The organism is Lysinibacillus sp. AR18-8, from assembly GCF_001705465.1.
Lineage (GTDB): Bacteria > Bacillota > Bacilli > Bacillales_A > Planococcaceae > Lysinibacillus > Lysinibacillus capsici.
In genome coordinates, this window is sequence record NZ_MDGU01000004.1 from 339,435 (window position 1) to 365,759 (window position 26,325).

A 26,325-nucleotide genomic window follows, 5' to 3' on the forward strand; every position below is an offset into this window, starting at 1 on the left:
CTTTTCTTCTTTGTTACTGATTGTCATTGACAATTCGTCCAATTGCTTGACGGTCAAATTTCACTCGTACATTGTCAGCAATTTTTAATGTCACTGCTGTGTCTTCAATTGCATCAATAACACCGTGTAAACCACCAATTGTAATGACTTTATCTCCACGTTGCAAACTACTTTGCATATTTTGTGTTTCCTGCTGTCTTTTTTTAGCTGGACGGATTAAGATAAACCACATTGCAACGAACATTAATAATATTGGTGCTAATCCTAATAATTGATCCATAATAGCATCTTGCCCCCTTTCCAAATCTCACTTTTTTAGTATAGACTATTCCACCATTAAAAAGCGATGGACAAGCCCAAAAATTTTCTCAATTACTAATATTTTTTCTATGATTGACAATATTTTGCTAGAAATATTCACTTTTTACAAAGTTTTGAATGATTTGCAAAACTATTGCTATTGATTATGGACATTAGGGGATGCCTAATGTCCTTTTTTTAATTTAGCGCATGAATGATCCTATTCGTCTAGTTTAAAAGTTTTTTGCATCTGGCCCATTAAAGCCGTATTTTTCAAAGAACTCTTCACGGAAATCACCAAGGCGATCTTGACGAATTGCCTCACGTACTTGCTCCATCAATTTTAATAGGAAGTGTAGATTATGATAGGATGTTAAACGAATACCGAACGTTTCTTCCGTGCGAATAAGGTGACGAACATAGGCACGAGAATAATTTTTACATGTATAGCAGTCACAGTTCGGATCAATCGGCCCAAAGTCACGTGCATATTTTGCATTTTTCACTACTAGACGTCCTTCTGATGTCATCAGTGTTCCATTACGTGCAATACGTGTTGGCAGTACACAGTCAAACATATCGATCCCACGAATTGCCCCATCAATTAAAGAATCTGGTGAGCCAACACCCATTAAATAACGAGGTTTATTTTCAGGCATCATTGGCGTAGTAAATTCTAAAACGCGGTTCATCACATCTTTCGGTTCTCCAACGGATAATCCACCAATTGCATAGCCTGGGAAATCTAGTTCTACTAACGCTTCTGCTGAGCGGCGGCGTAAATCTTCGTACTCTCCACCTTGAATAATGCCAAATAAACCTTGCTCCTCTGGACGCTGATGTGCTTCCTTACAGCGTTTTGCCCAACGAGTTGTTCGATCAACTGATTTCAGCATATAGTCATGTGTCGCAGGATATGGTGGACATTCATCAAAGGCCATCATTATATCAGAGCCTAAATCATTTTGAATTTCCATTGCCTTTTCTGGGCTCAAAAATAATTTATCTCCATTGAGGTGATTACGGAAATGAACTCCTTCCTCCTCAATTTTCCGGAATTGACTAAGTGAAAATACTTGGAAACCACCTGAATCCGTTAAAATTGGACGATCCCAGTTCATAAATTTATGAAGTCCGCCTGCTTCTTTGACAATATCATTACCTGGACGAAGCCATAAATGGTACGTATTGGACAGAATAATACCGGCATTCATCTCTTTTAATTCTTCTGGTGACATGGTCTTCACCGTTGCTTGTGTGCCAACAGGCATAAATGCTGGTGTTTCAAAGGAGCCGTGTGGTGTATGGACGATGCCAAGACGTGCTCCTGTTTGTTTACATGTATGAAGTAGTTCATATCGAATTGCTGGTTGTGTCATAAAATAAATAATCCTTTCTTATCTGAAGTAAAAACAGTACTCCGATTTTATCCACTATTATTTTTTGGGACGTATAAACATAGCATCACCAAAACTAAAGAAGCGATATCTTTCTCCTACAGCTTGCTGATAAGCACTTAAAATGGTCTCACGAGTGGCTAGCGTACTAACAAGCATGACTAGTGTTGATTTTGGTAAATGGAAGTTTGTGATTAACCCATCCACCACCGTAAAATTGTAGCCTGGATAGATGAAAATAGACGTCCAACCTTGTTCTGCTCGCACTTCTCCCTCATATTTAGAACCAATTGTCTCTAATGTACGAGTAGAGGTTGTCCCAACAGCTATTACCTTGCCACCGTTACGCTTTACGCGATTAATTGTATCTGCTGCTTGTTCTGTAACACTATAGAATTCCGCATGCATTTCATGGTTCTCAATCGAGTCTACACTAACGGGACGGAAAGTGCCAAGACCGACATGTAGCGTAATAAAGACAACCTCTACTCCTTTAGCCTTCACTTGAGCTAATAGCTCCTCTGTAAAATGCAGCCCAGCTGTAGGCGCTGCAGCAGAACCACGCTCTTTGGCATAAACGGTTTGATAACGATCTTTATCCTCTAGTTTTTCACGAATATAGGGAGGTAATGGCATTTCACCAAGTTGCTCTAATATTTCATAAAAAATACCATCATACTGAAATTCAAATGTACGTCCGCCATGTTCAAGCTCACCTGTACATGTAGCTGTTAATAAACCGTCACCAAATGTGATGACTGTTCCTACTTTTACACGCTTTGCTGGTTTTACAAGTGTTTCCCACTCATCTGTACCAGCCATTTGCTTCAGTAGCAATACTTCTATATGTGCACCTGTTTCTTCTTTTACACCCATTAAACGAGCAGGTAAAACTCTTGTATCATTTAGTACAAGACAGTCTCCAGCATGTAGCTCGTCTAATACATGGGCAAAATGGTGGTGCTCCACTTTATTTGAGCCCGGTGTCACGACCATTAATCGACTTGCTGTACGATCAACTAATGGTGTTTGGGCAATAAGCTCCTCTGGTAATTCAAAATCAAAATCTTCTACACGCATGAAAATAACTTCCTTCTTTATGTTTGTTGGGGATACTCATATCCAAAATGTTCGTAGGCTAAATGTGTGGCTACTCTTCCTCTCGGGGTACGTTGAATAAGGCCAATTTGCATCAAATAAGGCTCGTATACATCTTCTATCGTAACCCGTTCCTCACCAATTGATGCAGCAAGAGTATCTAAGCCTACTGGGCCTCCTCGGAATCGCTCAATCATATTGGTTACAAGTTTATGGTCAATATGATCAAGCCCTCTAGGATCTACTTGTAACAGCTCTAATGCTTGCTGTGCAAGACCCTCCGTTATCATACCATCTCCAAGCACTTGTGCATAATCTCGCACTCGTTTCAATAAACGATTGGCAATTCGAGGTGTTCCACGTGAGCGTCTCGCCATTTCCATTGCTGCTACTTGCTCTATTTCTACCTCAAATAAATGTGCACTTCTCACAACAATTTCAGCAAGCGATCGGTCATCATAATATTCTAGGCGCAGCAACACACCAAAGCGATCTCTTAGAGGAGCTGATAAAGCACCCGCTCTTGTTGTTGCACCTACAAGGGTAAAGGGAGGTAAATCAAGTCGTACAGAACGTGCTTCAGGACCTTTTCCTACCACAATATCTAAGCAGAAGTCTTCCATTGCTGGATATAATACTTCTTCAATAGCACGGGGCAGTCGATGAATTTCATCAATAAATAAAACGTCCCCAGGCTCTAGTGAACTTAAAATAGCTGCCAAATCTCCTGGACGCTCAATCGCAGGGCCACTTGTCATGCGTACGTTAACATTCATCTCATTTGCGATAACAGCCGCTAAGGTCGTTTTACCAAGTCCTGGAGGTCCATATAACAACACATGATCTAAACTTTCTTGGCGAAGCTTTGCCGCTTCAATGAATATTTGTAAGTTTTCCTTTACTTTATGTTGCCCAATATACTGTGCTAATTTTTGAGGACGTAAAGATAACTCAAACTGCTCATCATAGCTCCCTGCTTCACTTGCCATCATACGTTCAGACATGCACCTTTCCTCCTTTCCTTATTTTAATTTTAGCAGTAGTTGCAATGCTTGTTTCATAAAGGCATCTGTTGTTTCAAGTTTATCGTTATCCTCTAGCTGTGGTTTAATTTTTTCTAGCTCTTTTTCAGAATAGCCAAGAGCCATTAAGGCAAGTAGGGCTTCTTCTAATTCATGTTTATAGGCATGCACACCAAACAAAGGTAATTCATCTTCTGCACTAGGTAATTCAAGTGTATCTAATAATGAACCAAGTTTGCCCTTCAAGTCGAGGATCATTTGACGTGCTGTTTTTTTACCAACTCCAGGGAACTTCACTAAAAACGCTTCGTCCTCCCGCTCAATTGCGCTAATAACCTGTTGTGGATTACCTGTAGCTAAAATCGCTAAAGCGCCCTTTGGTCCTATTCCTGACACTAAAATAAGCTTACGGAATAACTCACGCTGATCTAGGTTAGGGAAGCCATATAAAACTTGCGCATCCTCTCGCACATGCAAATGAACATATATCTGTTGCTCAAGGGCAGATGTTCGAAAAGCAAATGGATTGGGCGTATTAAGTTGCCACCCAATCCCCTGTTGTTCCAGCACAATAAATTCAGGTGTAATACGAGTAATTTGTCCTTTTAAATAATCATACATCTATAATCCCTCACAATCATCGTCTTCGATTATAGCATATAGCGAACGAATGCTCGACAAAAAGTAGCGTCTAAACTCCGTTCGCAGACAAAAATGACCGCCAATTGACGGTCATTTCTTGACAAATCTATCAATATCGTACCACAGTTTTGGCCAATAGGTGAGGGCTCGTTTTGTAAATGGTACTAAATAATCTAAAAATACTAGCTGTTGCTCTAGTGGTAAATCTATAGCAAACAGCCATTCTCGTAATAACTCATTCGGGTATTTCAAGCGATGAAGCTTTCTTTTATCCAGTCGTTTCAGCTCAGGTAACTCTGCAAAAATCTTTCCAAGATCATAATCTACAGCAGGTAACACACGATGTAACCATAAAATATACTCGTCATCCGCTTCACCAAGGTGCGCTAAATCAAAATCAATTAAACGTAATTGTCCATCGGAGCACCATAAAAAATTATGATGAACTACATCCCCATGCAATAGCGTAATCTCTTTTTCAGGTGCATCTTCCAATGCAATCAATTGTAATGACTTATCACTATAATGCAATATTTGATCAATTTCTTCTTTCGTTAAAAATGTTCGAAACTCATTTCTTCTACTTTTAAAACGCATATGACGCATTTGCCATTTTAAAAGCTGTGAGTAGGTATGCAAGCCTGGCACGCGCTGCCAAGCAATCTTTTTATGTGTGTCATGTAAAGCGATTAGTAGTCTAAGAGATTCCTTACGATCTTTTTTATGTGCAAAGTTAGCACCGTGGCTTCCTTCTTGCCACATTTGCACAATTAACTGCTCATCATCGCTCTGAACTAATGGTAGGATCAAAGAAGGTTCCATACGTCCTAATTGGCGATGAATGGTTCTTACCTTCTCCGCAATTTCCACTTGCTTTGCACGTTTGACAAAATAATTTTTCGATCGATATTTATATTTCCAAATATTTGGCTTTACTTCTTCTACAATATACGCTTTTTCACCATCGATAAGGCGTCATCCCGCCTGGGAAATAATGCGGAGACATCCAAGGACCTGCTGCTGATGGGCATGGTGGTGGACATGGTGGTGGCGGGCAATGACAAGGGTCCATTTGCCAATTTGGCATCATCATTGGTTGTGTGCCACAGCCACAAGATTGACCCATGTTCATATCAGGCATCATCATTGGTTGTGTGCCACAACCACAGGATTGCCCCATATTCATATCGGGCATCATATCCATTTGTGGCTTTTGGTGATCTTGCGTATGGAAGAATGGTGATGTGGACTCTAAAAAGTCTTCCATTCCACCTACTTTATGATCTGGCATGTCATAGGACATTGGCTGCTGTGGCATCGTATAATGCTCGACCTGCGGCTGCATTGGCATCGGCCACCACATCTGATGATAGATTGGCTGATGGCAACTTGAACAATGTGGTACGGCAGGCATTTGTGGCATGATATGCATTGGTGGATGTGGTGCTGGTTGTGGCATTGGCATTGGCTTTGGTTTAGCTACAGGCGGTGGTGGCGGTGTAGGTGCTGGCGGTGGTGGTGGCTGTATTTGTACAGGTGGTGTTGTAACATTTTGCTCCATTTGTGGCATCACCAATTGCTGGTGCCAATTCATTTCCACAGGCTGCGGTACCCACATCGGCTGTTGTGGCATCTGCATTGGCATTGGCATCGGTATTGGTATCGGTATCATTTGTGGTTCTGGCATTGGCATAGGAGCTGGTGGTGGCGGTACAATTGGCGGTGGTGGTGGCATTGGTCGCTGTACCTCTTTTTTAGGACTTTCCTTTGGTGTCTCCTTATGCACTTGTGTTTCCTTTTTCGGCATTTCTTTATGTGAATCTCTATGCGGCTCTTTGTTTATTTTTTCAGGCAATATAATTTCCATGCCTGGAACAATATAATCTGGGTTGGCAAGATGGACATTGAGCCGCTTCAAATCTTCAAACGAAATGCCGTACTCTTTCGCAATCTTCCACAATGTATCTCCCTTTTGAACAATATGAATACGCAATTTTTTCCTCCCTTCCTCTCTACGTATCATATGTTCAATGTTTCATTTGGATACAAAAATTTCAGCAAGTTAGAAAAGCTTCATGGTACACTAATTCATAAGGAACGCTGATTCCTTTATTACGAGCAGGGGTGATCTCTTATGAAAAAAATGTTAGGCGAAGAACGCCGACTGCAACTATTAGCGCAATTAAAAAAAAATAAAGCACCTATAACTGGGACAGACTTAGCAAAGTTCGCCAATGTTTCTAGACAAGTAATCGTCAATGATATGACTTTATTAAAGGCAAGAAATGAGCCCATTATTGCCACAAGCCAAGGTTATCTTTATATGCATCAAGAACAAATACAGCAAACCGTTGAACGAACATTCCCTTGCTTGCATACATCAGAGCAGACGGAAGATGAATTAATGACGATTGTAGACTGTGGCGGAACCGTCAAAAATGTCATTGTCGAACATCCAATATATGGTGAACTTACAGCCTCTATCATGGTATCCAACCGCCATGAGGTGAAACAATTTATCGAACGTGTGAATGCCACACAGGCCAACTATTTATCTGCTCTCACTGGCGGCATCCATCTACATGTCATCACAGCACCCTCTGTTGAAGTTTTAACATTAATTGAGCGAGCTTTACAAAAAAAGGGCTACTTAGTGTCAGATCAATGAATAGTAAAAGCACCGTCTGAAAAATTGATTTCAAACGGTGCTTTCTGTTTTTTAATGCTGGTATTGTCTCGTTAAGCGCGGGCTTCCGTCCGCAGCTATTGTTCCCTTAAAGGCGAGTATTTCCCTATCAGGAAAGAAATCTTTGACGTTGAGCAGGCGTAGGCAATAAGCATTCACTTTTTTTTCCAAACAAACGATAGCGTTGCTTCGCAAATAATCGATATAATGCATTGCGAATAAATGGTGGTACAAGAATGAAGGCGTAGAAACAAGGCCACAATCCATCAAATTTACGGCAAATGTTTAACGCAGCGGTAGATTCAACAGACACTTTCCCTTGTTCAATAAGAATTACACTATCTATATTCTTTGGTATATGATATTGAGTGAGAAGCGATTGACCAGCCTCGCTTTGCAGCGATGCAAATTGAAAATAGCCAGCTTGATCATGTTTGATGATAAATTGAACAGTGCTATCACAAAAATTACAGACACCATCGAATAAAATAATCCCACCCATCTCTTTCCTCCTCCTTCACATTACTATGCTTCGTCTGATGTTACATAAGTAAAATAGGTACCCAGAGACTTTACTTTGCAACCTAGCGCAGCTAATTCTTCCATTGCCCCACGCATCATCGGTTCCTTTTCATCTGCTAATACATCAATCATAAAGAAATAATCACCTAATCCAGTTTTTAATGGACGTGATTCGATTTTACTTAAATTTAGCTGACGCCATGCAAAAACAGAAAGCACCTGATGTAATGCACCTGAACGATCTGTTGGTAAGGTAATCATAAAGGTTGTTTTTGCTTGCCCATCTGATAGCTCTTGTGGCAATCGTTTATTTTGCTTAGACAGTACAAAGAATCGTGTATGATTAAAATGAAAATCATGGATATTCTGCTCCACTATTTCAAGACCATATTTTTCAGCTGCTGCTGCATTTCCGACTGCCGCTATACACTCTTGTGGATTCTCTGATACATATTTTGCTGCTGCTGCAGTTGAAGTTGTTTGATGTAATGGTACATGACTAAAACGATAAAATAAATATTTATGACATTGAGCTAGTGCATGCGGATGAGAATAAACACCTTCGATTGACTGCCAATCATCCTTCTGCGCTTTATTGACCATTAAATGCTGCTGAATTTTCAGCAATAACTCTCCAGTTACATAAAGTGTTGCCTCATGGAATAAGTAATCTAATGTTAATGATACAGAGCCCTCTAGAGCATTTTCTAGCGGCACGACAGCTAAATCTACCTTTCCCTCTGCAACAGCCTCTATACATTCTGGAATCGTGGCACACGGTACGAGCCACTCATTTGGAAAAGTAGCCTTTGTTGCTAAGTATGTAAATGATGCTTCTGGTCCTAGATAGGCGATTCGATTTTCCCATTGTTGCTTTGTCATTGCAAATACCTCCTTTATGGCACAATAAGGAGCAGTCCCTCGTGATGAAAAACGCTTGGGACAGCTCCTTATTTGAGCTTTGTTATCGTATCTTTACCCATTGGGGTTATTCAACACGATGTTTGTCATTTTGTCAAAAATTAAAGGATTGAACACTCTCTGTGATTATAATGCTCCAGAACTAATCACTTCCGCTGATTCCACAAAATCTAAGCGTTTTAATTGCTGGATAAGATCATCAAGATCACAAGTCATGCTTGTTACATCTAATGACAATGTAACATTCGCACGTCCCTGAATAGGGATTGTTTGATGAATCGTTAAGACATTACAATGTGTAATTGTCACAGTTTCTAAAAGCTTGGCAAGTGTTCCTTTTCTATCTTGAAGCTGTAAAAAGACTGTTAAAATGCGTTCCTGCACAATTGAATGAAAAGGAAAAACCGCATCACGATATTTGTAAAACGCACTTCGCGATAAATCCACCTGCTTTACCGCATCCCAAATGGAAGATACTGAACCACTTGATAGTAAGTGTTTCGCCTCCAAAGTTTTTTGCATTGCATCCGTTAAAACATCCTCACGAACTAAATAATATCGCTGATTCGCAACATTCTTCATACGCTTCCCCCTAAAACTCATGTCTTAATCGACAAATTCAAATTCAAACTCTTGTAGGCGTACTGTATCGCCATCTTGTGCTCCACGCTCACGCAGAGCCTCGTCCACACCCATTGCACGCAATTGACGAGCAAAACGACGTATACCATCCTCACGGCTAAAGTCTGTCATTTTAAATAAACGCTCAATTGCATAACCACTAATAATAAATGTACCATCATCATCACGTGTGATTTCGAAATCTTCACCTTTTGCCTCATGCTTGTACATTACGGTTGCGTCTGATTGCTCCTCTAGATCATCATATAGTGGGAATTCAGGCGTTACTTCTAATAGATCGGCAATGGCAAAAAGTAGCTCTTTTAAACCTTGACGTGAAACAGCAGAAATTGGGAAAATTTGAACGTCTTCTCCAACCTTTTGACGGAATGCTGTTAAATTCTCTTCTGCATCTGGCATATCCATTTTATTGGCTACGATAATTTGTGGACGCTCTGTTAAACGAAGATTATATTGTTTTAGCTCTTCATTAATTGTTAAATAATCTTCATATGGATCGCGGCCTTCCATCCCTGACATATCAATGACATGAACGATAACGCGTGTACGTTCGATATGTCGTAAAAATTGATGACCTAATCCAACTCCTTGATGTGCTCCCTCAATAAGCCCTGGTAAATCAGCCATCGCAAAGCTTCGATGGTCATCCGTTTCAATCATGCCTAAGTTCGGTACAATTGTTGTGAAATGATAAGCACCAATTTTTGGCTTAGCCGCGGAAACAACAGATAAAAGTGTTGATTTACCAACACTTGGGAAACCAACTAACCCTACATCTGCTAAAACTTTTAACTCTAATATAACATTTAATTCTTGTCCTGGCTCACCTTTTTCAGAAAGTTCTGGCGCCGGGTTGGCAGGTGTAGCAAAGCGAGAATTACCTCGTCCACCTCTGCCTGCTTTCGCAATAACTGCTCTTTGCCCATGCTCGACTAAGTCAGCAATAACGGCATTTGTTTCTTCATTCATAACCACTGTGCCTGGTGGTACTTTAACAATTAAATCCTCCGCATTTTTACCATGCATGCCTTTACTCATCCCATGCTCGCCACGAGGTGCTTTAAAATGGCGTTTATAGCGGAAATCCATTAATGTTCGTAAGCCCTCTTCTACTTCAAATACAACGTTACCACCGTGTCCACCATCTCCACCAGCTGGACCACCATTTGGTACATATTTTTCACGGCGAAAGGCTACCATACCATCTCCGCCATCGCCACCTTTAACATAAATCTTTACGTGATCGACAAACATTTAGTTCACTCCCTATTTGCACTCAAGACATATTGCCAGCGTGTAGTTGTCTGCTCAATTGTTTGAATGTCGAATTGTTTCAAACCTTTTTCGGTGAATGCATCAGCACTCCATAACCCATTTAGCGTGAATGTCACGGCAAATGTATGATCGTCAACACGTACATCAAGCGTTAGGATCTGCTCTGTAAATGGATCTAATGTATCATAAACATGCATAACTGTTTTGTTTAAATAATCTACAACTTCCTGATCAATATCATTGGTCACAGGCTTTTTTATCTCACCGCTTAGCTTCCAAGCTAATGATGGGTAACGCCATCCTGCTGTTTGAAGCCATTCAATTGTTTGTGGTAATTGTAGTCGATTGAGGATAGAAAATACTCGTAATTGTTCTGAATAATGTTGAATAAGTTTTTTCGATTCCTCGATTCTACCTAAATCTAAATTCATGCGAATCAGTTGCAGTTGATTCACATAATCATGATTTGCAAAACGTAATACTTCACTAATGGTTAGTGATTGATTGTTCATCCCATTCACTCCAATAAAGTTATCCTTACTAGTATAACAAGTTTTGCTGTATTTTTCCCTTAATTCTTTAATCAATTATACCTTGGTGTCATTGCGTCCAATCGGCTTTTTTGAAATTTAGCCAAAAAAAGGACTGCAATAAATGCAGTCCTCCGCTTTATGTTATCTTATAAAAGATTAAGCTTCTTGTGTTGTTGGATAAACAGATACTTGTTTGCGATCGCGACCTAAACGTTCAAATTTAACAACGCCGTCAACTTTAGCAAATAGTGTATCGTCACCACCACGACCTACGTTTGTACCTGGGTAAATTTTTGTACCGCGTTGACGGTAAAGAATTGAACCACCTGTTACGAATTGGCCATCAGCACGTTTTGCACCAAGTCGTTTAGACTCAGAGTCACGTCCGTTTTTAGTAGAACCTACCCCTTTTTTCGATGCAAAAAGTTGAAGGTCTAATGCTAATAATAATTTCATCGAGTTCCACCTCCTACTTGGTTGTAGTTGATTTGGATGTATTGTCCGTAATTTTGCACCATAGAATACACTTGGGCAGTCATTACTTGAACAATTAACTGTAGTTTTGCATCTACTTCAGGCTCTATGTCTGATGGTAAATCTACCTTGAGATAGCCTCCACCTTCAGCAGCTTGTTCGATTTCTGGCTGAATTTGTAATAATGCATAAATAGCATTCACTGTACCAATGGCTATAGTTGATGCTCCTGCACATACTAAATCCTTACCAGATTCATCATAACCAGCATGTCCTGAAAATTCGAATGCTGACACATGTCTATTTTCATCGTGATGAATCGTAACTTGTATCATTCGCTATACCTCACAATTAAGCGTTGATTGCTTCAACAACTAATTTTGTGTAAGGTTGACGGTGACCTTGTTTACGACGGTAGTTCTTTTTAGCTTTCAATTTGAAAACAACGATTTTTTTCGCACGGCCTTCTTTAACAACTTTAGCTGTTACAGTAGCACCTTCTACGAATGGAGCGCCAACTTTAACGTTTTCGCCACCTACGAATAAAACTTTATCAAAAGTTACAACCTCATCAGCTTCTACGCCTAATTTTTCAACATAGATTTCTTGACCAGCTTCTACTTTGACTTGTTTACCACCAGTTTCAATAATTGCGTACATTTTACTGCACCTCCTCTTAGACTCAGACTCGCCTGTTTCATAAGGTGATCTTACTAGACACTTAAACCTTTACAGAGCGGTTGTAGTAGCACGGGTGCTACAAACAATAACATTAAAATATTACCACACGAATTTTTTCAAGTCAATCTATTCATAACATATTTTTCAAAAGCAACTCGATATTTTCGATAACGCCATTCTTTCAATACTTGCAACCAAATAAATAAATTTATGATGGCTAAAAAAATAGATTGTGGCAAGAACTTGAAAGTGACAAGTAATAGTATAGTAGCTACGATGAATGATAACCAATAATATAGCTCTATCACGTGAGCTCTTGGATATTTTAAAAATAGGCAGGCTAACAATATCCTTCCACCATCTAACGGTATGATGGGTACAATATTGACAGCCAATAACACGAGTTGTACATTTATAAGCTTAGTAGCGAGTAAATCAGGCATAAAAAAAGCGAGGCCAATCCCAATAATCGTAGCGATTGGCCCTCCTAATGCAATCCATAGGAGTGACGAAGCTTGCACAACCGCTGGATTTTCAAATTGAATTTCTCCCCCGTATGGTGTAATTACGCAGGATTTCACCTTCACTCCACACATTACTGCCGCAACTAAGTGACCAGCCTCATGCCACAGTAAGGAAAACAGAATGATCGCGTAATAGGCTAACTGGCCACTAAAAATCATGACAAATACGAGAGGGATACACAGAAGATGTAATTTAATCCTCATTTGTCTCCGTCGTTTCAAGCCATTGTACAATTTGCTCTAAATCATAATGGGCATCTCCCTTTTCGATGGACACATAAAGTTGACCCGCTTCTTTCATGCCAATTAAATCATTTGCTTGAATAGATGTGTATGGTAGTTGAGCTAAACTATCTAACATACCATAGGAAACGGTTGTACCATCTTCATAGCTGATGGTCATGGTCTTACCTGTGTACTTTGTATGGCCAGTAAAAACGACTAATCCATTTTGACCAGCATAGATAGGTAAGCCAACATCATACTGCAATAGATAGCCTTCTTTAAATACTTGGGCATTCGCAAATGTTAAAAGATCTGCTTGCCCTACATCACTAGAAACCATGATGGTCTCTTTTTCTTTTTCGAACCAGCTTTGCCCGAGCTCACTTAAATACGTTAAATCAGCAGAGGTTGTAACAAGCTTCCGAACAGGTGTATCCACTACACCCTGGTCCTCTAAACGAATTACAAGCATGATCGCCGCCACAAGAAGTATCGTGACAAACCATTTCCATTTTTTAAACAAGCCCTCATCCTTTTTTCCTCACTATATGTGATTGCATGTCCAAACATGCACAAGAAAAAACCTTCTCGTACAATTGCACGAAAAGGTTTTAATTTATTTTGAGAAAAGGGCTTTAAGTTTTGAAAACATCCCTCTTTGCTCATCTTGTATAGCCATTAATGGCACTGATTCACCAAGAATACGACGGGCAATATTTCGATAGCCTAATGACGCTTTATTTGAGGGGTCCATTACAATTGGTTCACCTTTATTAGAAGATGAAATGACACCTTCACTGTCTATAATAATGCCTAATAAATCAATAGATAAATGAGTTGTAATTTCATTGACATCCAGTGTGTCACCACTCTTCATCATATGTTGTCGAATACGATTAATGATGAGTTTAGGTGCTGTTATCTCTTCCTGCTCCAGTAAACCAATAATACGATCTGCATCACGAACAGCAGAAATTTCAGGTGTTGTGACAACAATCGCATGATCTGCACCAGCAACAGCGTTACGGTAGCCTTGCTCAATTCCCGCTGGGCAATCGATTAATACATAATCATAGTCTCTTTTCAATTCCTCTACTAAGCTCTTCATTTGCTCAGGGGTAACAGCATTTTTATCTGTTGTTTGAGCAGCAGGTAATAAAAATAGTTTCTCATCTACGCGTTTATCCTTAATCAATGCTTGATGAATTTTACAGCGTCCTTCCACCACATCGACTAGGTCATAAATAATACGATTTTCAAGGCCTAAAATCACATCTAAATTACGTAGGCCAATATCTGTATCCACTAAACATACTTTTTTACCTTGTAGAGCCAATGCAGTCCCAAGGTTAGCCGTTGTCGTTGTTTTACCGACACCGCCTTTACCTGAAGTTATGACGATCGCTTCTCCCACACTAGCTTCCTCCCTTAGACACATTTAACAATGGTCGAATATTTTTTAAGGCATGAATTTGATCGTACGTAATGCGTCCATCGTAGCCAATAAATGCACAAGTCATTTCTACTTGATTAATCGCTTTTACATGTTCATCTGACATTACCTGAACTTGATCGGCAATCATGATATGCGTGGCTTCAAATCGAGATGCTGCAATGATTGCTTCTTTATTGCCTTGCATACCAGCATGTGCAATCCCTTTAAGTCTACCTAGGACATATACATTACCTCCAGCCTCAACACGACCGTTTGGATTGACATTTCCTATGATGGTAATATCCCCGGATGAACGCAGAATTTGTCCTGATCTGACCACTCCTATATATGTATCTTGTTGGCTTTCAAACATCTTCTGGTTGCTTTCGTGGACAGTCAGTACTTCACTTTGCACCTTCGATACAATAAGCTGTTCTGTTTCTTCTATAATTTTTATAAGTTCATTTAATTGTTCTTCAGTACAGTATCGATAGCCTAAGTATAATTGTACATCAACTTTACCATCGATACCGCCCTCTAAAACCTTATTCTTTAATTCTTCCACTAGTTCACCATACGCACATTGGTCGTCTAGGCGTAGTACAAAACCGTCCTTCGTTCCCTTCATATTAACTAACTGTTTTTTCATGAATGCCTCACCTCACGTTGTTCTTTGTTAAGAAACCTCACGTGCTCTCTGTAAGACACGCGCATTAATTAGATACTTGAAGGCCCACCCAAGAATCATTAAAAATAAAGCATTCGCAATGATTGTTGGTAGTAGTCGTGAACGTAAGAAATCCGCTAAAGGAATTGCTGTAAAATCGATTAGGAAAAAGAATTGATAGAGAATAAATTCTAAAATCGCTACTAGTATAACTGAAATTGTAGTTGTTACAACTAAGTGCTGATGTATAACTTTCACGATAGACCCTGCCAAAAAACATATAAGTGGATAAAGTACTGAATATAATCCAATAATATCAATGTAAAACACATCATACAAGACACCAAAAAAAAGTCCATACATTACCGCACGTTGACGGCTGTAATAGATGGATATAAAAATAAGGTATAAGATTAAAAAACGCGGTACCAGAAAATAGACTTCCCCTTTAATTTCAATCGGGGAAAGCATAGCAAATTCTGGTTCTAACAGGAATAGTAAAACCGCTACAGAGGGGATGAGAAATCGAACCATCACTCCGCCTCCTCTTCACTTGCCTCTTGCGGATTCGATAAATCCTCATTCGTTGCATTGCCATCTGATCCATCAATACTTGTGGATGTTCGCTTGGCAATCACAACATGCTCTAAAATTGAAAAATCAGCAGATGGTTTGACATACGCCATTTTCGTTAAACCAAAGTCATCTGTACTAACTTCCGTAATTTCTCCTATCGGCACTCCCTTAGGGAAAATACCACCAAGACCTGAAGAAACTACTTGCTCGCCTTCTTTCACCTTCATGCTAGAATCGATTCGCTTCATAATGAGTTCATTACGTTCTTCATCAAAGCCCTCGATTAAACCGTATGCTTCTTTTTCTCCTAGCACCATCGCGGAAACACGATAGTTTGGATTATTTGTATTTAAAAGCTCTACCTCAGATGTGAAAGGTGTAACTAGGGTAATTTTCCCCACTAACCCTTTCGCGGTCATAACTGCCATATTTTTTTTGACTCCATGAGAAGACCCTTTATCTAAAATAATTTTCTCTTCCCACTGGTCAGGATTTCTAGCAATCACTGTTGCTTGAATTGGATTAAATGCCTTTAAGCTCTCAGTTTTATCCAAAAGCTCTCGAAGCTTGTTATTCTCTGATTTTAAATCCGTAGCCTCAGCTTGTACAACTGCAAAATCTTCTAAGCGTGCTTTTAAACGTTTATTTTCTTCGTACGTGTTTAAGAGGGAGTCAATACTATTAAAAACACCATTAATATAATTCGCCGGCTTCGCAACAAGCGATTGTGCGAAACCGACAGTATCTTTAATAATTTGCTCTGGTAAAGTTGCATTCGTCCGATCACGTAATGAGAAGCTAATCAATGCCACAAGAAAAACCATGCCTATGAGCAGCAAAATTACTTTCTTATTGAAAAAAAAGTGTGGCATTGCCTAAACCTCCTTACCCTTTAACTTGTTGTTGACGAATTAAGTCTATATGATCTAATGCCTTACCTGTACCAATCGCTACACAGTCTAAAGGATCTTCTGCAATGAATACTGGCATATTTGTCTCTTGGCTGATTACTTTGTCTAAGTTTGTTAGCAGTGCCCCACCACCAGTTAATACAATACCGCGCTCCATTACATCAGCAGATAATTCTGGAGGTGTTTGTTCTAATGTTTTACGAACACCGTCAATAATAGAGGAAACCGCTTCACGTAATGATTCAGAAATTTCCTGTGAAGAAATTTCAATTGTTTTCGGTAAACCTGTTAACAGGTCACGTCCTCTAATATCCATTCGTGCTTCTGGTCCTTCTGCCAATGCCGTACCAATTTCCATTTTTACGGCTTCCGCTGTACGTTCACCAATTGTTAAATTATACGTTTTACGGATATACGAAATGATGGATTGATCCATTGCATCACCACCAACACGTACTGATTCACTCGTTACAATACCACCTAAAGAAATAACGGCAACTTCTGTTGTACCTCCACCGATATCAACAACCATTGACCCTGTAGGATCCCATACAGGAAGATTTGAACCGATTGCTGCTGCAAATGGCTCTTCGATTGTGAACGCCTCTTTTGCACCTGCTTGTCGTGCAGCATCAATAACAGCACGCTGCTCCACTGAAGTAATACCATAAGGTACACAAATCATAACATTTGGTTTTTTCCAGTTGCCTCCAGAGTTTTTACATGCTTCTTTTAAATAATACTCAATCATTGCTGTTGTAATATCGAAGTCAGCAATAACGCCATCTTTCATTGGACGAATCGCTACGATTGAGCCAGGTGTTCGACCAATCATATTTTTCGCATCATTACCAACGGCAACAATATCCCCTGTTTTTGTATTTTTTGCTACAACTGAAGGTTCACGTAATACGATTCCCTTTCCTTTAATAAACACTAATGTATTCGCTGTGCCGAGGTCAATCCCGACATCTTTGCTTCCTAGTCCAAACAAATTGTGTACTCCCTTTCTATATAAGCCATACTTTCGTTGACATCCAATATATTTGACGACAATGTATAGGAAATTGAATTGTGTAAATACACAATTGACTCCTTTCAAAGTCCATAACACCTGTCAAATTTTTTTATCTCCAGTCAGTTGGTAGTTTACACCTATGAAAAAACTACACACTCATTCACCTCACCACCAATTTTGATGGGAGTCCTCCCTGAATAAAGATAAAATTCATACCGTTCATTATAACGGAAAAACGCAAGAATTTGTAGTATCACATACTTCATCTCACAGAAAAGATACTATTTTAATTCCCTCTTAAACTAAAAATAGTACGTATAGATTAGCATATAATTTTTATTCCCATAAGACAATGTGTATCATGCTACCAATTTTTGTGAAGATAATTGCTTTTCTATGAATACATTAACGTTATGTAAGAAAAAAGGTTCGCCAATATACCACAAAAAAATACAAAAATTTTATGACTGGTTATAATTAAGGTCATTTATAGTAATAGAATCTTCTATACAACAAAATGGATTCATCATAAAAAACTCTGCATATTGTATGCAGAGTTAAAAATATCCTTTTTCCTTTAAACTAATATATTGATGGTCGCCGATGATGACGTGATCAATTAACTCTATCCCTATAATATAGCCTGCTTCAACAATTCGCTTCGTTACTTCAATGTCCTCCGTGCTCGGTGTTGGCACCCCACTTGGATGGTTGTGGGCACATATAATAGAAGCGGCAGACCTTTTGACAGCTTCTCGAAATATTTCTCTAGGATGAACGATGGATGCATTTAAACTGCCAATGAAAATCGTTTGCTTATGAATAATTTGATTTTTTATATTTAAAAAAAGCACTACAAAATGCTCCTGATTAAGCGAGGTCATATCAGGCATTAAGTAAGTTGCTGCATCTTGTGGAGAACGTATTGTGAATTTCTCATCATTATGTTTTTGAGCCAGTCTTCTACCAAGTTCAACAGCAGCCATTAATTGAATGGCTTTCACCTCGCCTATTCCTTTAATAGCCATCATTTCTTCGATGGTTGCATGCTTCAAATGATGGAGTCGTTCAAAAACATTTAACACCCTATTTGCAAGAACAAGCACAGATTCTTCCTTTGTGCCTGTCCTCAATAAAATAGCGAGTAGCTCTTGATTCGATAAACTCTCAGCCCCTTGTCGTAGTAGCCGTTCACGGGGACGATCCTCTATATTGACATCACGTATCATCAAAGTTGGTAAAGCGTCTTCTAGCAAAAATATTCACTCCTTCGCAAATTGGACTATCTGTAGATCCACCAATTGCGAAAACAAAGTTGCAAGTGGTAAACCTACAACATTGTTATAATCTCCTTCAATTCTTTTAACTAATAGTGTACCAATCGTTTGAATGCCATAACCACCCGCTTTATCAAAAGGATCTCCTGAATCTACATAAGCTTCGATTAATTCCTGCGATAGACGGTGGAAAACAACTGTAGTCTCTTCCACAAAGGTCGTTTCCTTTCCATTCGGTTCGATTATAGCGACCGCAGTCATCACACTATGTTTGTTATTTGACAAACGTAATAAGTGAGAAATAGCTTCCTCACGCGTTTTAGGTTTATGTAGTAGCTCTTGATTGTAAACAACGATTGTATCTGCACCAATAATCGTAGCATTAGCTGCTTTTTTGGCTACATCACGCGTCTTCAATAAAGCTACTCCTTTTACATAATCCTGCATTGTATGAGCTTGTACACTTGTTTCTTCCACTTCACTTGTCAAGACTTCAAACGGGAGTGCTAGCATGTTAAGCAATTCCTTGCGCCTAGGGGAAGCAGAAGCAAGGACAAGCTTATGATTTGTTTTTAACATTATCTGATCATTCCTCCTTATCCTTATGATACAGAAGAATGCACAATTTGAAAATTTTCAAAAAAACAAGATAATGAAGATTTCATTATTTTTTATTGTTAAAACTTCACTTGAAGACACGTATTTTTAGATTGGTAATGTGCAAAAACATGCAGACGAATGATATTGATATCGTTGGAAATAGTAGAGGCCGCTGCGCCAATGGACTGCCAATCCTCAGGTAGCGTTGAGTCCTTGCCATTTTCCTTAAAATTTAATTTTGCGGCATTTTTATCTGCTAATGCAGTTGGTAGTTCTGCCAAGGTAGGTTCTTTACAGCTTTCACCACTGACGCTAAATGCCTTTTTAAAGGTTGCGGGGTCCTGTAAAAATTTTAGCTGACTTTCCTCCGTCACCATGCTTGTCCACACATAAAACTTGTCATCAACTTGAACGATCGCACTCTCTTTTAAGGCAGGATACTCAGCAACAAATGAACTTGCGCTCTCATAGTTTGAATACACGCCAGCTTGGCTTGCATAAAACATCGATGCATTAGATGTATTGGTTGTCTCCCCGGCAGTTGGAATCGTTTCTGTTTGTGATTGATTATTTGCCACTTCACTACCATTTTTCTTTAAAGGTAACTGTGTGCTGGCTTGTAAAACGCCCAGAAAAATTGCTACACCTAATAGACCAACAAATCCACCAATAATCATTGCTCGAAATATTTGTTTTTTCATCACATGACTTACAATTTTCATTCAACTATCACCTCATCCTTCCACCTATCTATGCCAACATCATATGATATTATATGTACATTCCAAAGGGTAAATGCGAATTTATTATTTTTTGATACGGAACTCATTGCAATCTAAATTTGCAGCCATAAAAAAACTAGGACTCCCTATCAAGAGCCCTAGTTATTTCATTGTTTTAATCTATGACGAACCTCTGTTAATAAATATAACGAGCCTGCTACAATGGTTCTCTGCTGTCTATGTGATTGTGCCTGTATAAAGGATGCATAGTCAAGCAAGGTTGTTTTCGATGTTGCATGAGAAAGTTTGACCATTTGATGGGCTGGCATTGCTCGTGAATTAGCAAAATCGACGAAGTAAAAGTCATCACTCACCTGCTCTAGAATTCCGAGAATCTGCTCAACATCTTTATCTGCTAGTATGCCAACGACAAATGTTATCTGCTCATTTGGATATTCACACTGAATCGTTTCTATTAATTTTTCAGCACTTGCAGGATTATGCGCACCATCCAATATAACGAAAGGCATTATTTCTTCAAAGCGTCCCAAAATAGAGGCCTTTTGCACAGCTTGACGAATAGCTGTTTGATCAATAGACACGTCTAATTCTGACGCCACTTCAAAAAATGCTGTAATGGCGAGAGCCATATTGTTTCCCTGATGTGTCCCCTTCATAGAACGATTCAGGTTCGCAATTTGGAACTGCTGTACGTCATTCATATAGCTTTCTCCATCAGTTGTTTGCTTAATGGCAAAATGCTGACCTAATGCAAATAGAGTGGCTTTTTTTCGAACGGCTGCTGCATCCACAACTCGCTTCGCCTCATCAGGCAAATCACCAATAATAACTGGACGTTGTTGTTTAATAATACCTGCTTTATGGTGTGCAATGCTTTCAAGGGTATCCCCTAAAAACTTTGTGTGCTCTAAAGCAATACTTGGGATAATAGAGACAATAGGTGTTACCACATTTGTACTATCCAATAAACCACCCATTCCCGCTTCAATCAGCGCAATATCCACCTGCCCATTGACAAAATGTAAAAATGCCACCACCGTCAGCAATTCAAAATCGGTTAGTTTGCCACTCAGCCCAGCCTCATGCATCTGTTGGAAAACTTGATCCATTTCAGCCTCTGTTATAGGTTGACCAGCTATTTGAATTTGGTCATGAACATCAACGATACATGGTGACATAAATTTGCCCACGCGTAAGCCATGTTCTTGTGCAATTGCCTCTAGAAATGTTAACGTAGAGCCTTTGCCATTTGTGCCCGCTAAGTGGACAACACGCAAAGTTTGCTCAGGATTACCTAAATATGATAAAGCCTCTTCAATCGCTGTAAGACCTGGTTTAATGATATCCTCACTTTTAACCTGCCATTTCTCTTTATAATGATCAAAGTTTGGGATCATCGTCCTTCCTCCTGTAGCCACTGTCGAGCTTGTGCTATAAAGTATAATGAGCCTGTAATGACAACAATATCTTCTTTTTGGCGTTCTTGTAATACTGTTTGAAGGCTTTTTAGCCATTCTGTATGAACCATTTTATTTGCATGAGTCGACAACATCGCTAAGCTTTCAGCAGGCATTGCATTCGGTAGGTCTATTTGTGTAAAAGTGATCGAGGTGGCAACAGCATCCATTAGTTCTATACTGTTAGCATGATCCTTATCTGCTAATGCCGCGTAAATAAAGTGATAATTGTTTCTTGGATAGACATTTTTTAGTGTTTGGATCAGAGCAGCTGTCCCTTCTGAATTATGAGCACCATCTAGCACAATTTGATTCGGCCATTGCTCAAAGCGGCCTGCCCATTGCGCACATTGTAGACCTTGACAAATAGAATCATCAGTAATGACAATTGCCCCCTGCTCACGTAATGTTAGTATGGCTGTGATGGCCAAACTTGCATTATTTATTTGATGTTGACCAGCCATTTTTAATGGTACATCCTTCATCAAGACATGAGCCTTTTCATATGTAAAGTGCTGATAGTCAGTGCTCTGCCAACTATTTGTCACTGTGAAGTCTTGTCCTAAAACAAAGCATGATGCATGTCGTTCCTCTGCAGTAGCTTTAATGACAGCCAATGCCTCCTCATTATGAACACCTACAACAACTGGTATGCCTTCCTTGATGATGCCAGCTTTTTCTGCGGCAACCTTTGCGAAAGTGTCGCCTAAAAAGGCTGTATGCTCTAACGAGATCGTTGTAATAATAGCTAAAAGCGGTGTTACGACATTTGTCGCATCCAAACGCCCTCCAAGCCCTGTCTCAATAAGCGCTATATCTACACCTTCATGTGCAAAATACTGAAACATAATGAGTGTAACTACCTCAAAAAAGCTTGGAAATTCACCATTGTAGTGTTCTTCTATAATTTTCGCAAGTTTATTGAAATAGTAGAGAAATTGCTCATCCGAAATTTGGTGGCCGTTAATGGTCATACGTTCATTAACTCGCTCTAAATGTGGAGACGTAAATGCCCCTACAGTGTAGCCTGCATGTTGAAGCATTTCTCTTAATGCGTTCACCGTAGAACCTTTACCATTTGAACCTGCTACATGGATTACTCTTAGCTTGTTGTGAGGTTCATCTAAATGCCCTAGTACTTCTCGCATAAGGACAAGTGGCGCACGTTTATGATCAACTGCTTTTAATGTAAAAATAAATTTTGTACATTCGTTCATTGTGTTAAACAAAAGAAACACTCCTTCTTACTGCAATATCTTTATTTTAGTACAAGTAACGTTTAATAACATAACAAAATGACAAAATACAAAAAACACGCAGCTAGCAACTGCGTGTTCGTATTAATATTATTTTAGTGTACTTTGTGAGCACCTAATAAAGCACCCATATTATTTAAAATGGTTTTTGCATCACTATTTAATAATGGATGAACATCTGGGCGTTGCACTAAGTCAAAAGCATTTTTTAACGTTCTTTTTAGCATCGATATATCAAAATCTGAGCAATATTCATTAATTTTTTGGATCGTTAATAAATCTGTTCGTGATAATTTAGTGCTATCCTGTTGGGGATTACTATTTGCTAATATGTGCTTAATCAGGACACGGCCACTTGTATTCAATAAACGATAATACTTTGCTTCGGATAATTTTAAGAGATTCGTTTCGATCAATACTCTCGCGCTTACAAAGTCTAATTCATCACATGCTTTGTTGACTTTTGTAATAATGGTTGCAATATTTCCTGACATTCTCAACACCTCCATTGGCTCTTATTTTCTTTACTAACAAAGACTGTCTATCTAAAAAACCATCTATTTAGATTTGGTTTTTCACGGCTAACATAACATGAAATTAGGTTTTGTTTCCTATTAGTTCAGCGCTTAACATCATCTATTAGACCAATTTATTTAAAATAATACTATATATTTTTTCCTAATTCAATGTATATCTTTAGCTCTACATAAAAAAAGCAATGGATGACTTTTTCGTCATCCATTGCTTCGTCTTTACATATTTTTTAATTCTTCTAAACGTTTTAACACAACTGCATGCTTGCTTTCGTAATCTGCTAATTTCTCACGTTCTGCGTTGACTAACGCTTCCGGTGCTTTCGAGACAAACTTCTCATTCGATAATTTACCTGTAACAAGCTTTACTTCTTTTGCCCATTTCTCTAATTCTTTTTCAAGACGGGCAATTTCTTCCTCAAGATTGATCAGTCCAACAAGAGGCAGGAATACCTGTGCTCCTGTCACAACAGCGGTCATTGACTGTCCTGGGGCCTCTAAACCTTCACCAATTGTTAAAGTGTCAGGATTACAGAATTTTTCTAGATATGCTTGATTATCTTTAAGTACAGCTGCTGTTGCTGCATCTTTCGCTGAAATAAACAACGGTACTTTTTTGCTCATCGGTGTATTTACTTCCGCACGAATATTACGTACTGAACGTATAATATCCATTAGGAGCTTCATATTATCTGCTTCATCAGCAAAATGAAGATCTGTGCGTACTGTTGGCCATGCTGCCACTGTAATAGATTCACCTTCGTGTGGTAAGTGCTGCCAGATTTCTTCTGTAATGAAAGGCATAAATGGATGTAAAAGACGCATTGTTTGATCTAGTACGTAAGCTAAAATAGATCGAGTTGTCTTTTTAGCTGCTTCATCCTCACCGTAAAGTGGTAATTTTGCCATTTCAATATACCAAGAACAGAAATCATCCCAAATGAAATTGTATAATTCACGGCCAACTTCGCCGAATTCATAACGCTCTGCAAGAGAGGTTACTCGTTCAATCGTTTCATTTAAGCGCGTTAAAATCCATTTGTCAGCTACAGATTTTTCACCAGTTAAATCGATCTCATCATATGTCATACCATCCATATTCATAAGCGCAAAACGTGATGCATTCCAAATCTTATTGGCAAAGTTCCATACTGCTTCAACTTTTTCAGTTGTATAGCGTAAATCTTGACCAGGTGATGAACCAGTAGCTAAGAAGTAGCGTAATGAATCTGCACCGTATTGTTCAATGACATCCATTGGATCAACACCATTGCCAAGTGATTTACTCATTTTACGCCCTTCACCATCACGTACTAAACCATGAATTAGCACATCTTTAAATGGACGTTGATCTGTAAACTCAAGGCCTTGGAAAATCATTCGAGAAACCCAGAAGAAAATAATATCATAGCCTGTTACTAATGTATTTGTTGGATAGTAACGTTTATATTCTTCATTTGCTTCATCTGGCCAACCCATAGTAGAAAACGGCCATAGTGCTGAAGAGAACCATGTATCTAGTACATCTTCATCTTGCGTCCAGTTTTCTGCATCTGCTGGGGCTTCTTTACCTACGTATATTTCGCCTGTTTCATTATGGTACCAGGCTGGGATTTGATGGCCCCACCATAATTGACGAGAAATACACCAATCGCGTATATTCTCCATCCAGCGGGAATATGTGTTTTCAAAACGAGCAGGAACAAAGTTTACTTTCCCTTCTTCGTCCTTTTGCAGCTCTAGGGAAGCATCAGCAAGTGGTTGCATTTTAACGAACCATTGTGCTGAAAGATATGGCTCAACAACAGCACCAGAACGTTCAGAGTGTCCTACTGAATGCATATGCTCTTCAATGCGAATTAACACACCTGCTTCTTGTAAATCAGCAACAATTTGCTTGCGGCATTCGAAGCGATCCATTCCTTTATATTTGCCAGCAAGATCATTCATTGTGCCGTCTTCATTCATTACTAGAATGCGCTCTAGATTATGACGATTACCAACTTCAAAGTCGTTCGGATCATGGGCTGGTGTCATTTTTACAACCCCAGTACCAAATTCCATATCAACGTACTCATCAGCAACAATTGGAATTTCGCGACCTACAATCGGTAAAATAACGTTTTTACCAATTAAGTGCTGGTAACGCTCATCGTTCGGGTGAACAGCTACCCCAGAGTCACCAAGCATGGTTTCGGGACGTGTTGTAGCAACTTCTACATAGCCAGAGCCATCAGCTAATGGATATTTCATATGATAGAAGGCACCTTGCACATCCTGATAAATTACCTCGATATCAGATAATGCTGTTTTTGCTGCTGGGTCCCAGTTGATAATACGTTCACCACGATAAATTAAACCTTTTTCATATAACTGAACAAAAACTGTTTTTACGGCATCTGAAAGACCTTTGTCTAATGTGAAACGTTCACGTGTATAATCTAATCCAAGACCAAGCTTTGCCCATTGATCACGAATATGTCCAGCATACTCTTCTTTCCATTCCCATGTTTTTTCGAGGAATTTTTCACGTCCTAAATCATAACGTGTAATATTATCCTCACGCAGCTTGGCTTCTACTTTTGCCTGTGTTGCTATACCAGCATGGTCCATACCTGGCAACCATAGGGCATCATAGCCTTGCATGCGTTTCATACGAATGAGAATATCTTGTAATGTTGTATCCCAAGCATGACCAAGGTGTAATTTACCTGTTACGTTCGGTGGTGGAATAACGATTGAATAGGGCTTTTTCCCACTTTCAGGCTGTGCCTCGAAGAACTTCCCTTGTAACCACCATTCATAGCGACCAGCTTCAATGGACTGTGGGTCATATTTAGTTGGCATTGAAATGTTTTCTGTCATATTGACTCCTCCTATTGTTTGAAAACTGTTGGTAAAGAAATACTA

General features: G+C 39.2%; 30 protein-coding genes and 1 other annotated feature. Of the genes, 1 reads left to right on the top strand and 29 read right to left on the bottom strand.

Going from position 1 to position 26,325, the window contains the following annotated elements; genetic code table 11:
- Positions 1–13: 13 nt before the first annotated feature.
- From yajC to BFM98_RS24505, 7 genes are all read right to left on the bottom strand, one after another.
- On the bottom strand, positions 14–280 hold the full coding sequence (yajC, locus tag BFM98_RS03120; RefSeq protein WP_004226696.1) for a preprotein translocase subunit YajC: 267 nt from the start codon (positions 278–280) through the stop codon (positions 14–16).
- A 253-nt stretch (positions 281–533) separates the two neighbouring features.
- Entirely contained in the window at positions 534–1,679 is a 1,146-nt protein-coding gene (gene tgt, locus BFM98_RS03125; RefSeq protein WP_016991901.1) for a tRNA guanosine(34) transglycosylase Tgt, read from the bottom strand.
- Positions 1,680–1,736: 57 nt separating this feature from the next.
- Positions 1,737–2,777 carry a tRNA preQ1(34) S-adenosylmethionine ribosyltransferase-isomerase QueA gene (gene queA, locus BFM98_RS03130; protein WP_054550032.1) on the bottom strand — a complete coding sequence of 347 codons (1,041 nt, stop codon included), beginning with the start codon at positions 2,775–2,777 and terminating at the stop codon, positions 1,737–1,739.
- A gap of 17 nt (positions 2,778–2,794) precedes the next feature.
- The gene (gene ruvB, locus BFM98_RS03135; RefSeq protein WP_004226692.1) at positions 2,795–3,799 is read right to left on the bottom strand and encodes a Holliday junction branch migration DNA helicase RuvB; all 1,005 of its coding nucleotides are present in this window, start codon (positions 3,797–3,799) and stop codon (positions 2,795–2,797) included.
- Positions 3,800–3,817: 18 nt separating this feature from the next.
- Positions 3,818–4,438: a Holliday junction branch migration protein RuvA gene (gene ruvA / locus BFM98_RS03140; RefSeq protein WP_048395174.1), complete on the bottom strand. Its 621-nt coding sequence runs from the start codon at positions 4,436–4,438 to the stop codon at positions 3,818–3,820.
- Positions 4,439–4,549: 111 nt separating this feature from the next.
- Positions 4,550–5,428, bottom strand: coding sequence for a phosphotransferase (locus BFM98_RS03145; RefSeq protein WP_313872351.1), 879 nt, complete (start codon positions 5,426–5,428; stop codon positions 4,550–4,552).
- A complete protein-coding gene (locus BFM98_RS24505) occupies positions 5,418–6,452 on the bottom strand; it encodes a LysM peptidoglycan-binding domain-containing protein (protein WP_066036506.1) in 1,035 nt (344 codons plus the stop codon). The genes BFM98_RS03145 and BFM98_RS24505 overlap by 11 nt, the downstream gene beginning before the upstream one ends.
- 141 nt (positions 6,453–6,593) lie before the next feature.
- Here BFM98_RS24505 and BFM98_RS03155 point away from each other — a divergent pair, with 141 nt between their 5' ends.
- Positions 6,594–7,127, top strand: coding sequence for a transcription repressor NadR (locus BFM98_RS03155; RefSeq protein WP_054550028.1), 534 nt, complete (start codon positions 6,594–6,596; stop codon positions 7,125–7,127).
- Positions 7,128–7,254: 127 nt separating this feature from the next.
- On the opposite strand, the gene BFM98_RS03160 is transcribed toward BFM98_RS03155, so the two are convergent.
- The 22 genes from BFM98_RS03160 to BFM98_RS03265 form a co-directional block, all read right to left on the bottom strand.
- Positions 7,255–7,647, bottom strand: coding sequence for a thiol-disulfide oxidoreductase DCC family protein (locus BFM98_RS03160; RefSeq protein ID WP_048395166.1), 393 nt, complete (start codon positions 7,645–7,647; stop codon positions 7,255–7,257).
- A 23-nt stretch (positions 7,648–7,670) separates the two neighbouring features.
- A complete protein-coding gene (gene pheA / locus BFM98_RS03165; RefSeq protein ID WP_048395164.1) occupies positions 7,671–8,549 on the bottom strand; it encodes a prephenate dehydratase in 879 nt (292 codons plus the stop codon).
- Positions 8,550–8,714: 165 nt separating this feature from the next.
- Complete coding sequence (locus BFM98_RS03170; RefSeq protein WP_004226679.1) at positions 8,715–9,170, bottom strand: ACT domain-containing protein; 456 nt, start codon at positions 9,168–9,170, stop codon at positions 8,715–8,717.
- Positions 9,171–9,194: 24 nt separating this feature from the next.
- Positions 9,195–10,484: a GTPase ObgE gene (obgE, locus tag BFM98_RS03175; RefSeq protein ID WP_066036507.1), complete on the bottom strand. Its 1,290-nt coding sequence runs from the start codon at positions 10,482–10,484 to the stop codon at positions 9,195–9,197.
- Between the two features lie 5 nt (positions 10,485–10,489).
- Positions 10,490–11,017, bottom strand: coding sequence for a Spo0B domain-containing protein (locus BFM98_RS03180; RefSeq protein ID WP_048395160.1), 528 nt, complete (start codon positions 11,015–11,017; stop codon positions 10,490–10,492).
- A gap of 177 nt (positions 11,018–11,194) precedes the next feature.
- Positions 11,195–11,494, bottom strand: a complete 300-nt coding sequence (gene rpmA, locus BFM98_RS03185) for a 50S ribosomal protein L27 (RefSeq protein ID WP_016991892.1) — start codon at positions 11,492–11,494, stop codon at positions 11,195–11,197.
- Positions 11,491–11,847: a ribosomal-processing cysteine protease Prp gene (locus tag BFM98_RS03190; RefSeq protein ID WP_016991891.1), complete on the bottom strand. Its 357-nt coding sequence runs from the start codon at positions 11,845–11,847 to the stop codon at positions 11,491–11,493. The genes rpmA and BFM98_RS03190 overlap by 4 nt, the downstream gene beginning before the upstream one ends.
- A 16-nt stretch (positions 11,848–11,863) precedes the next feature.
- Complete coding sequence (gene rplU, locus BFM98_RS03195; RefSeq protein ID WP_004226667.1) at positions 11,864–12,172, bottom strand: 50S ribosomal protein L21; 309 nt, start codon at positions 12,170–12,172, stop codon at positions 11,864–11,866.
- Between the two features lie 14 nt (positions 12,173–12,186).
- Positions 12,187–12,264 (bottom strand) — a sequence feature (ribosomal protein L21 leader region).
- A 45-nt stretch (positions 12,265–12,309) separates the two neighbouring features.
- Positions 12,310–12,921 (bottom strand): zinc metalloprotease, encoded by a 612-nt coding sequence (locus BFM98_RS03200; protein ID WP_048395158.1) that lies wholly within the window; start codon positions 12,919–12,921, stop codon positions 12,310–12,312.
- A complete protein-coding gene (locus BFM98_RS03205) occupies positions 12,911–13,465 on the bottom strand; it encodes a peptidoglycan DD-metalloendopeptidase family protein (RefSeq protein ID WP_016991889.1) in 555 nt (184 codons plus the stop codon). The genes BFM98_RS03200 and BFM98_RS03205 overlap by 11 nt, the downstream gene beginning before the upstream one ends.
- 93 nt (positions 13,466–13,558) lie before the next feature.
- Complete coding sequence (gene minD, locus BFM98_RS03210) at positions 13,559–14,356, bottom strand: septum site-determining protein MinD (protein ID WP_004226660.1); 798 nt, start codon at positions 14,354–14,356, stop codon at positions 13,559–13,561.
- A 1-nt stretch (position 14,357) separates the two neighbouring features.
- The gene (gene minC, locus BFM98_RS03215) at positions 14,358–15,026 is read right to left on the bottom strand and encodes a septum site-determining protein MinC (protein WP_004226657.1); all 669 of its coding nucleotides are present in this window, start codon (positions 15,024–15,026) and stop codon (positions 14,358–14,360) included.
- A 27-nt stretch (positions 15,027–15,053) separates the two neighbouring features.
- A complete protein-coding gene (gene mreD / locus BFM98_RS03220; RefSeq protein WP_054550026.1) occupies positions 15,054–15,578 on the bottom strand; it encodes a rod shape-determining protein MreD in 525 nt (174 codons plus the stop codon).
- Positions 15,578–16,492 (bottom strand): rod shape-determining protein MreC, encoded by a 915-nt coding sequence (mreC, locus tag BFM98_RS03225; RefSeq protein WP_048395155.1) that lies wholly within the window; start codon positions 16,490–16,492, stop codon positions 15,578–15,580. Before mreC ends, mreD begins: the two co-directional genes overlap by 1 nt.
- 13 nt (positions 16,493–16,505) lie before the next feature.
- Positions 16,506–17,525, bottom strand: coding sequence for a rod shape-determining protein (locus tag BFM98_RS03230; protein WP_048395153.1), 1,020 nt, complete (start codon positions 17,523–17,525; stop codon positions 16,506–16,508).
- A gap of 581 nt (positions 17,526–18,106) precedes the next feature.
- Positions 18,107–18,778 (bottom strand): RadC family protein, encoded by a 672-nt coding sequence (radC, locus tag BFM98_RS03235; protein ID WP_175400705.1) that lies wholly within the window; start codon positions 18,776–18,778, stop codon positions 18,107–18,109.
- A gap of 33 nt (positions 18,779–18,811) precedes the next feature.
- Complete coding sequence (locus tag BFM98_RS03240) at positions 18,812–19,405, bottom strand: Maf family protein (RefSeq protein WP_066036508.1); 594 nt, start codon at positions 19,403–19,405, stop codon at positions 18,812–18,814.
- 98 nt (positions 19,406–19,503) lie between these two features.
- Complete coding sequence (locus BFM98_RS03245) at positions 19,504–20,148, bottom strand: hypothetical protein (RefSeq protein WP_004226648.1); 645 nt, start codon at positions 20,146–20,148, stop codon at positions 19,504–19,506.
- 167 nt (positions 20,149–20,315) lie between these two features.
- Positions 20,316–21,566, bottom strand: a complete 1,251-nt coding sequence (locus tag BFM98_RS03250) for a bifunctional folylpolyglutamate synthase/dihydrofolate synthase (protein ID WP_066036509.1) — start codon at positions 21,564–21,566, stop codon at positions 20,316–20,318.
- Positions 21,563–22,843: a bifunctional folylpolyglutamate synthase/dihydrofolate synthase gene (locus tag BFM98_RS03255; RefSeq protein WP_175400698.1), complete on the bottom strand. Its 1,281-nt coding sequence runs from the start codon at positions 22,841–22,843 to the stop codon at positions 21,563–21,565. The genes BFM98_RS03250 and BFM98_RS03255 overlap by 4 nt, the downstream gene beginning before the upstream one ends.
- A 134-nt stretch (positions 22,844–22,977) precedes the next feature.
- Positions 22,978–23,376 (bottom strand): hypothetical protein, encoded by a 399-nt coding sequence (locus BFM98_RS03260; RefSeq protein WP_048395144.1) that lies wholly within the window; start codon positions 23,374–23,376, stop codon positions 22,978–22,980.
- A 258-nt stretch (positions 23,377–23,634) separates the two neighbouring features.
- On the bottom strand, positions 23,635–26,280 hold the full coding sequence (locus BFM98_RS03265; protein WP_048395142.1) for a valine--tRNA ligase: 2,646 nt from the start codon (positions 26,278–26,280) through the stop codon (positions 23,635–23,637).
- Positions 26,281–26,325 lie beyond the last annotated feature (45 nt).

What these genes read in the sequence shown, in the direction of transcription:
- yajC (WP_004226696.1), bottom strand. Translation starts at nt 280, where the DNA reads ATGGATCAATTATTAGGATTAGCACCAATATTATTAATGTTCGTTGCA.
- tgt (WP_016991901.1), bottom strand. Translation starts at nt 1,679, where the DNA reads ATGACACAACCAGCAATTCGATATGAACTACTTCATACATGTAAACAA.
- queA (WP_054550032.1), bottom strand. Translation starts at nt 2,777, where the DNA reads ATGCGTGTAGAAGATTTTGATTTTGAATTACCAGAGGAGCTTATTGCC.
- ruvB (WP_004226692.1), bottom strand. Translation starts at nt 3,799, where the DNA reads ATGTCTGAACGTATGATGGCAAGTGAAGCAGGGAGCTATGATGAGCAG.
- ruvA (WP_048395174.1), bottom strand. Translation starts at nt 4,438, where the DNA reads ATGTATGATTATTTAAAAGGACAAATTACTCGTATTACACCTGAATTT.
- BFM98_RS03155 (WP_054550028.1), top strand. Translation starts at nt 6,594, where the DNA reads ATGAAAAAAATGTTAGGCGAAGAACGCCGACTGCAACTATTAGCGCAA.
- BFM98_RS03160 (WP_048395166.1), bottom strand. Translation starts at nt 7,647, where the DNA reads ATGGGTGGGATTATTTTATTCGATGGTGTCTGTAATTTTTGTGATAGC.
- pheA (WP_048395164.1), bottom strand. Translation starts at nt 8,549, where the DNA reads ATGACAAAGCAACAATGGGAAAATCGAATCGCCTATCTAGGACCAGAA.
- BFM98_RS03170 (WP_004226679.1), bottom strand. Translation starts at nt 9,170, where the DNA reads ATGAAGAATGTTGCGAATCAGCGATATTATTTAGTTCGTGAGGATGTT.
- obgE (WP_066036507.1), bottom strand. Translation starts at nt 10,484, where the DNA reads ATGTTTGTCGATCACGTAAAGATTTATGTTAAAGGTGGCGATGGCGGA.
- BFM98_RS03180 (WP_048395160.1), bottom strand. Translation starts at nt 11,017, where the DNA reads ATGAACAATCAATCACTAACCATTAGTGAAGTATTACGTTTTGCAAAT.
- rpmA (WP_016991892.1), bottom strand. Translation starts at nt 11,494, where the DNA reads ATGAAATTATTATTAGCATTAGACCTTCAACTTTTTGCATCGAAAAAA.
- BFM98_RS03190 (WP_016991891.1), bottom strand. Translation starts at nt 11,847, where the DNA reads ATGATACAAGTTACGATTCATCACGATGAAAATAGACATGTGTCAGCA.
- rplU (WP_004226667.1), bottom strand. Translation starts at nt 12,172, where the DNA reads ATGTACGCAATTATTGAAACTGGTGGTAAACAAGTCAAAGTAGAAGCT.
- BFM98_RS03200 (WP_048395158.1), bottom strand. Translation starts at nt 12,921, where the DNA reads ATGAGGATTAAATTACATCTTCTGTGTATCCCTCTCGTATTTGTCATG.
- minC (WP_004226657.1), bottom strand. Translation starts at nt 15,026, where the DNA reads ATGAAAAAACAGTTAGTTAATATGAAGGGAACGAAGGACGGTTTTGTA.
- mreD (WP_054550026.1), bottom strand. Translation starts at nt 15,578, where the DNA reads ATGGTTCGATTTCTCATCCCCTCTGTAGCGGTTTTACTATTCCTGTTA.
- mreC (WP_048395155.1), bottom strand. Translation starts at nt 16,492, where the DNA reads ATGCCACACTTTTTTTTCAATAAGAAAGTAATTTTGCTGCTCATAGGC.
- radC (WP_175400705.1), bottom strand. Translation starts at nt 18,778, where the DNA reads ATGATACGTGATGTCAATATAGAGGATCGTCCCCGTGAACGGCTACTA.
- BFM98_RS03240 (WP_066036508.1), bottom strand. Translation starts at nt 19,405, where the DNA reads ATGTTAAAAACAAATCATAAGCTTGTCCTTGCTTCTGCTTCCCCTAGG.
- BFM98_RS03245 (WP_004226648.1), bottom strand. Translation starts at nt 20,148, where the DNA reads ATGAAAATTGTAAGTCATGTGATGAAAAAACAAATATTTCGAGCAATG.
- BFM98_RS03250 (WP_066036509.1), bottom strand. Translation starts at nt 21,566, where the DNA reads ATGATCCCAAACTTTGATCATTATAAAGAGAAATGGCAGGTTAAAAGT.
- BFM98_RS03255 (WP_175400698.1), bottom strand. Translation starts at nt 22,843, where the DNA reads ATGAACGAATGTACAAAATTTATTTTTACATTAAAAGCAGTTGATCAT.
- BFM98_RS03260 (WP_048395144.1), bottom strand. Translation starts at nt 23,376, where the DNA reads ATGTCAGGAAATATTGCAACCATTATTACAAAAGTCAACAAAGCATGT.
- BFM98_RS03265 (WP_048395142.1), bottom strand. Translation starts at nt 26,280, where the DNA reads ATGACAGAAAACATTTCAATGCCAACTAAATATGACCCACAGTCCATT.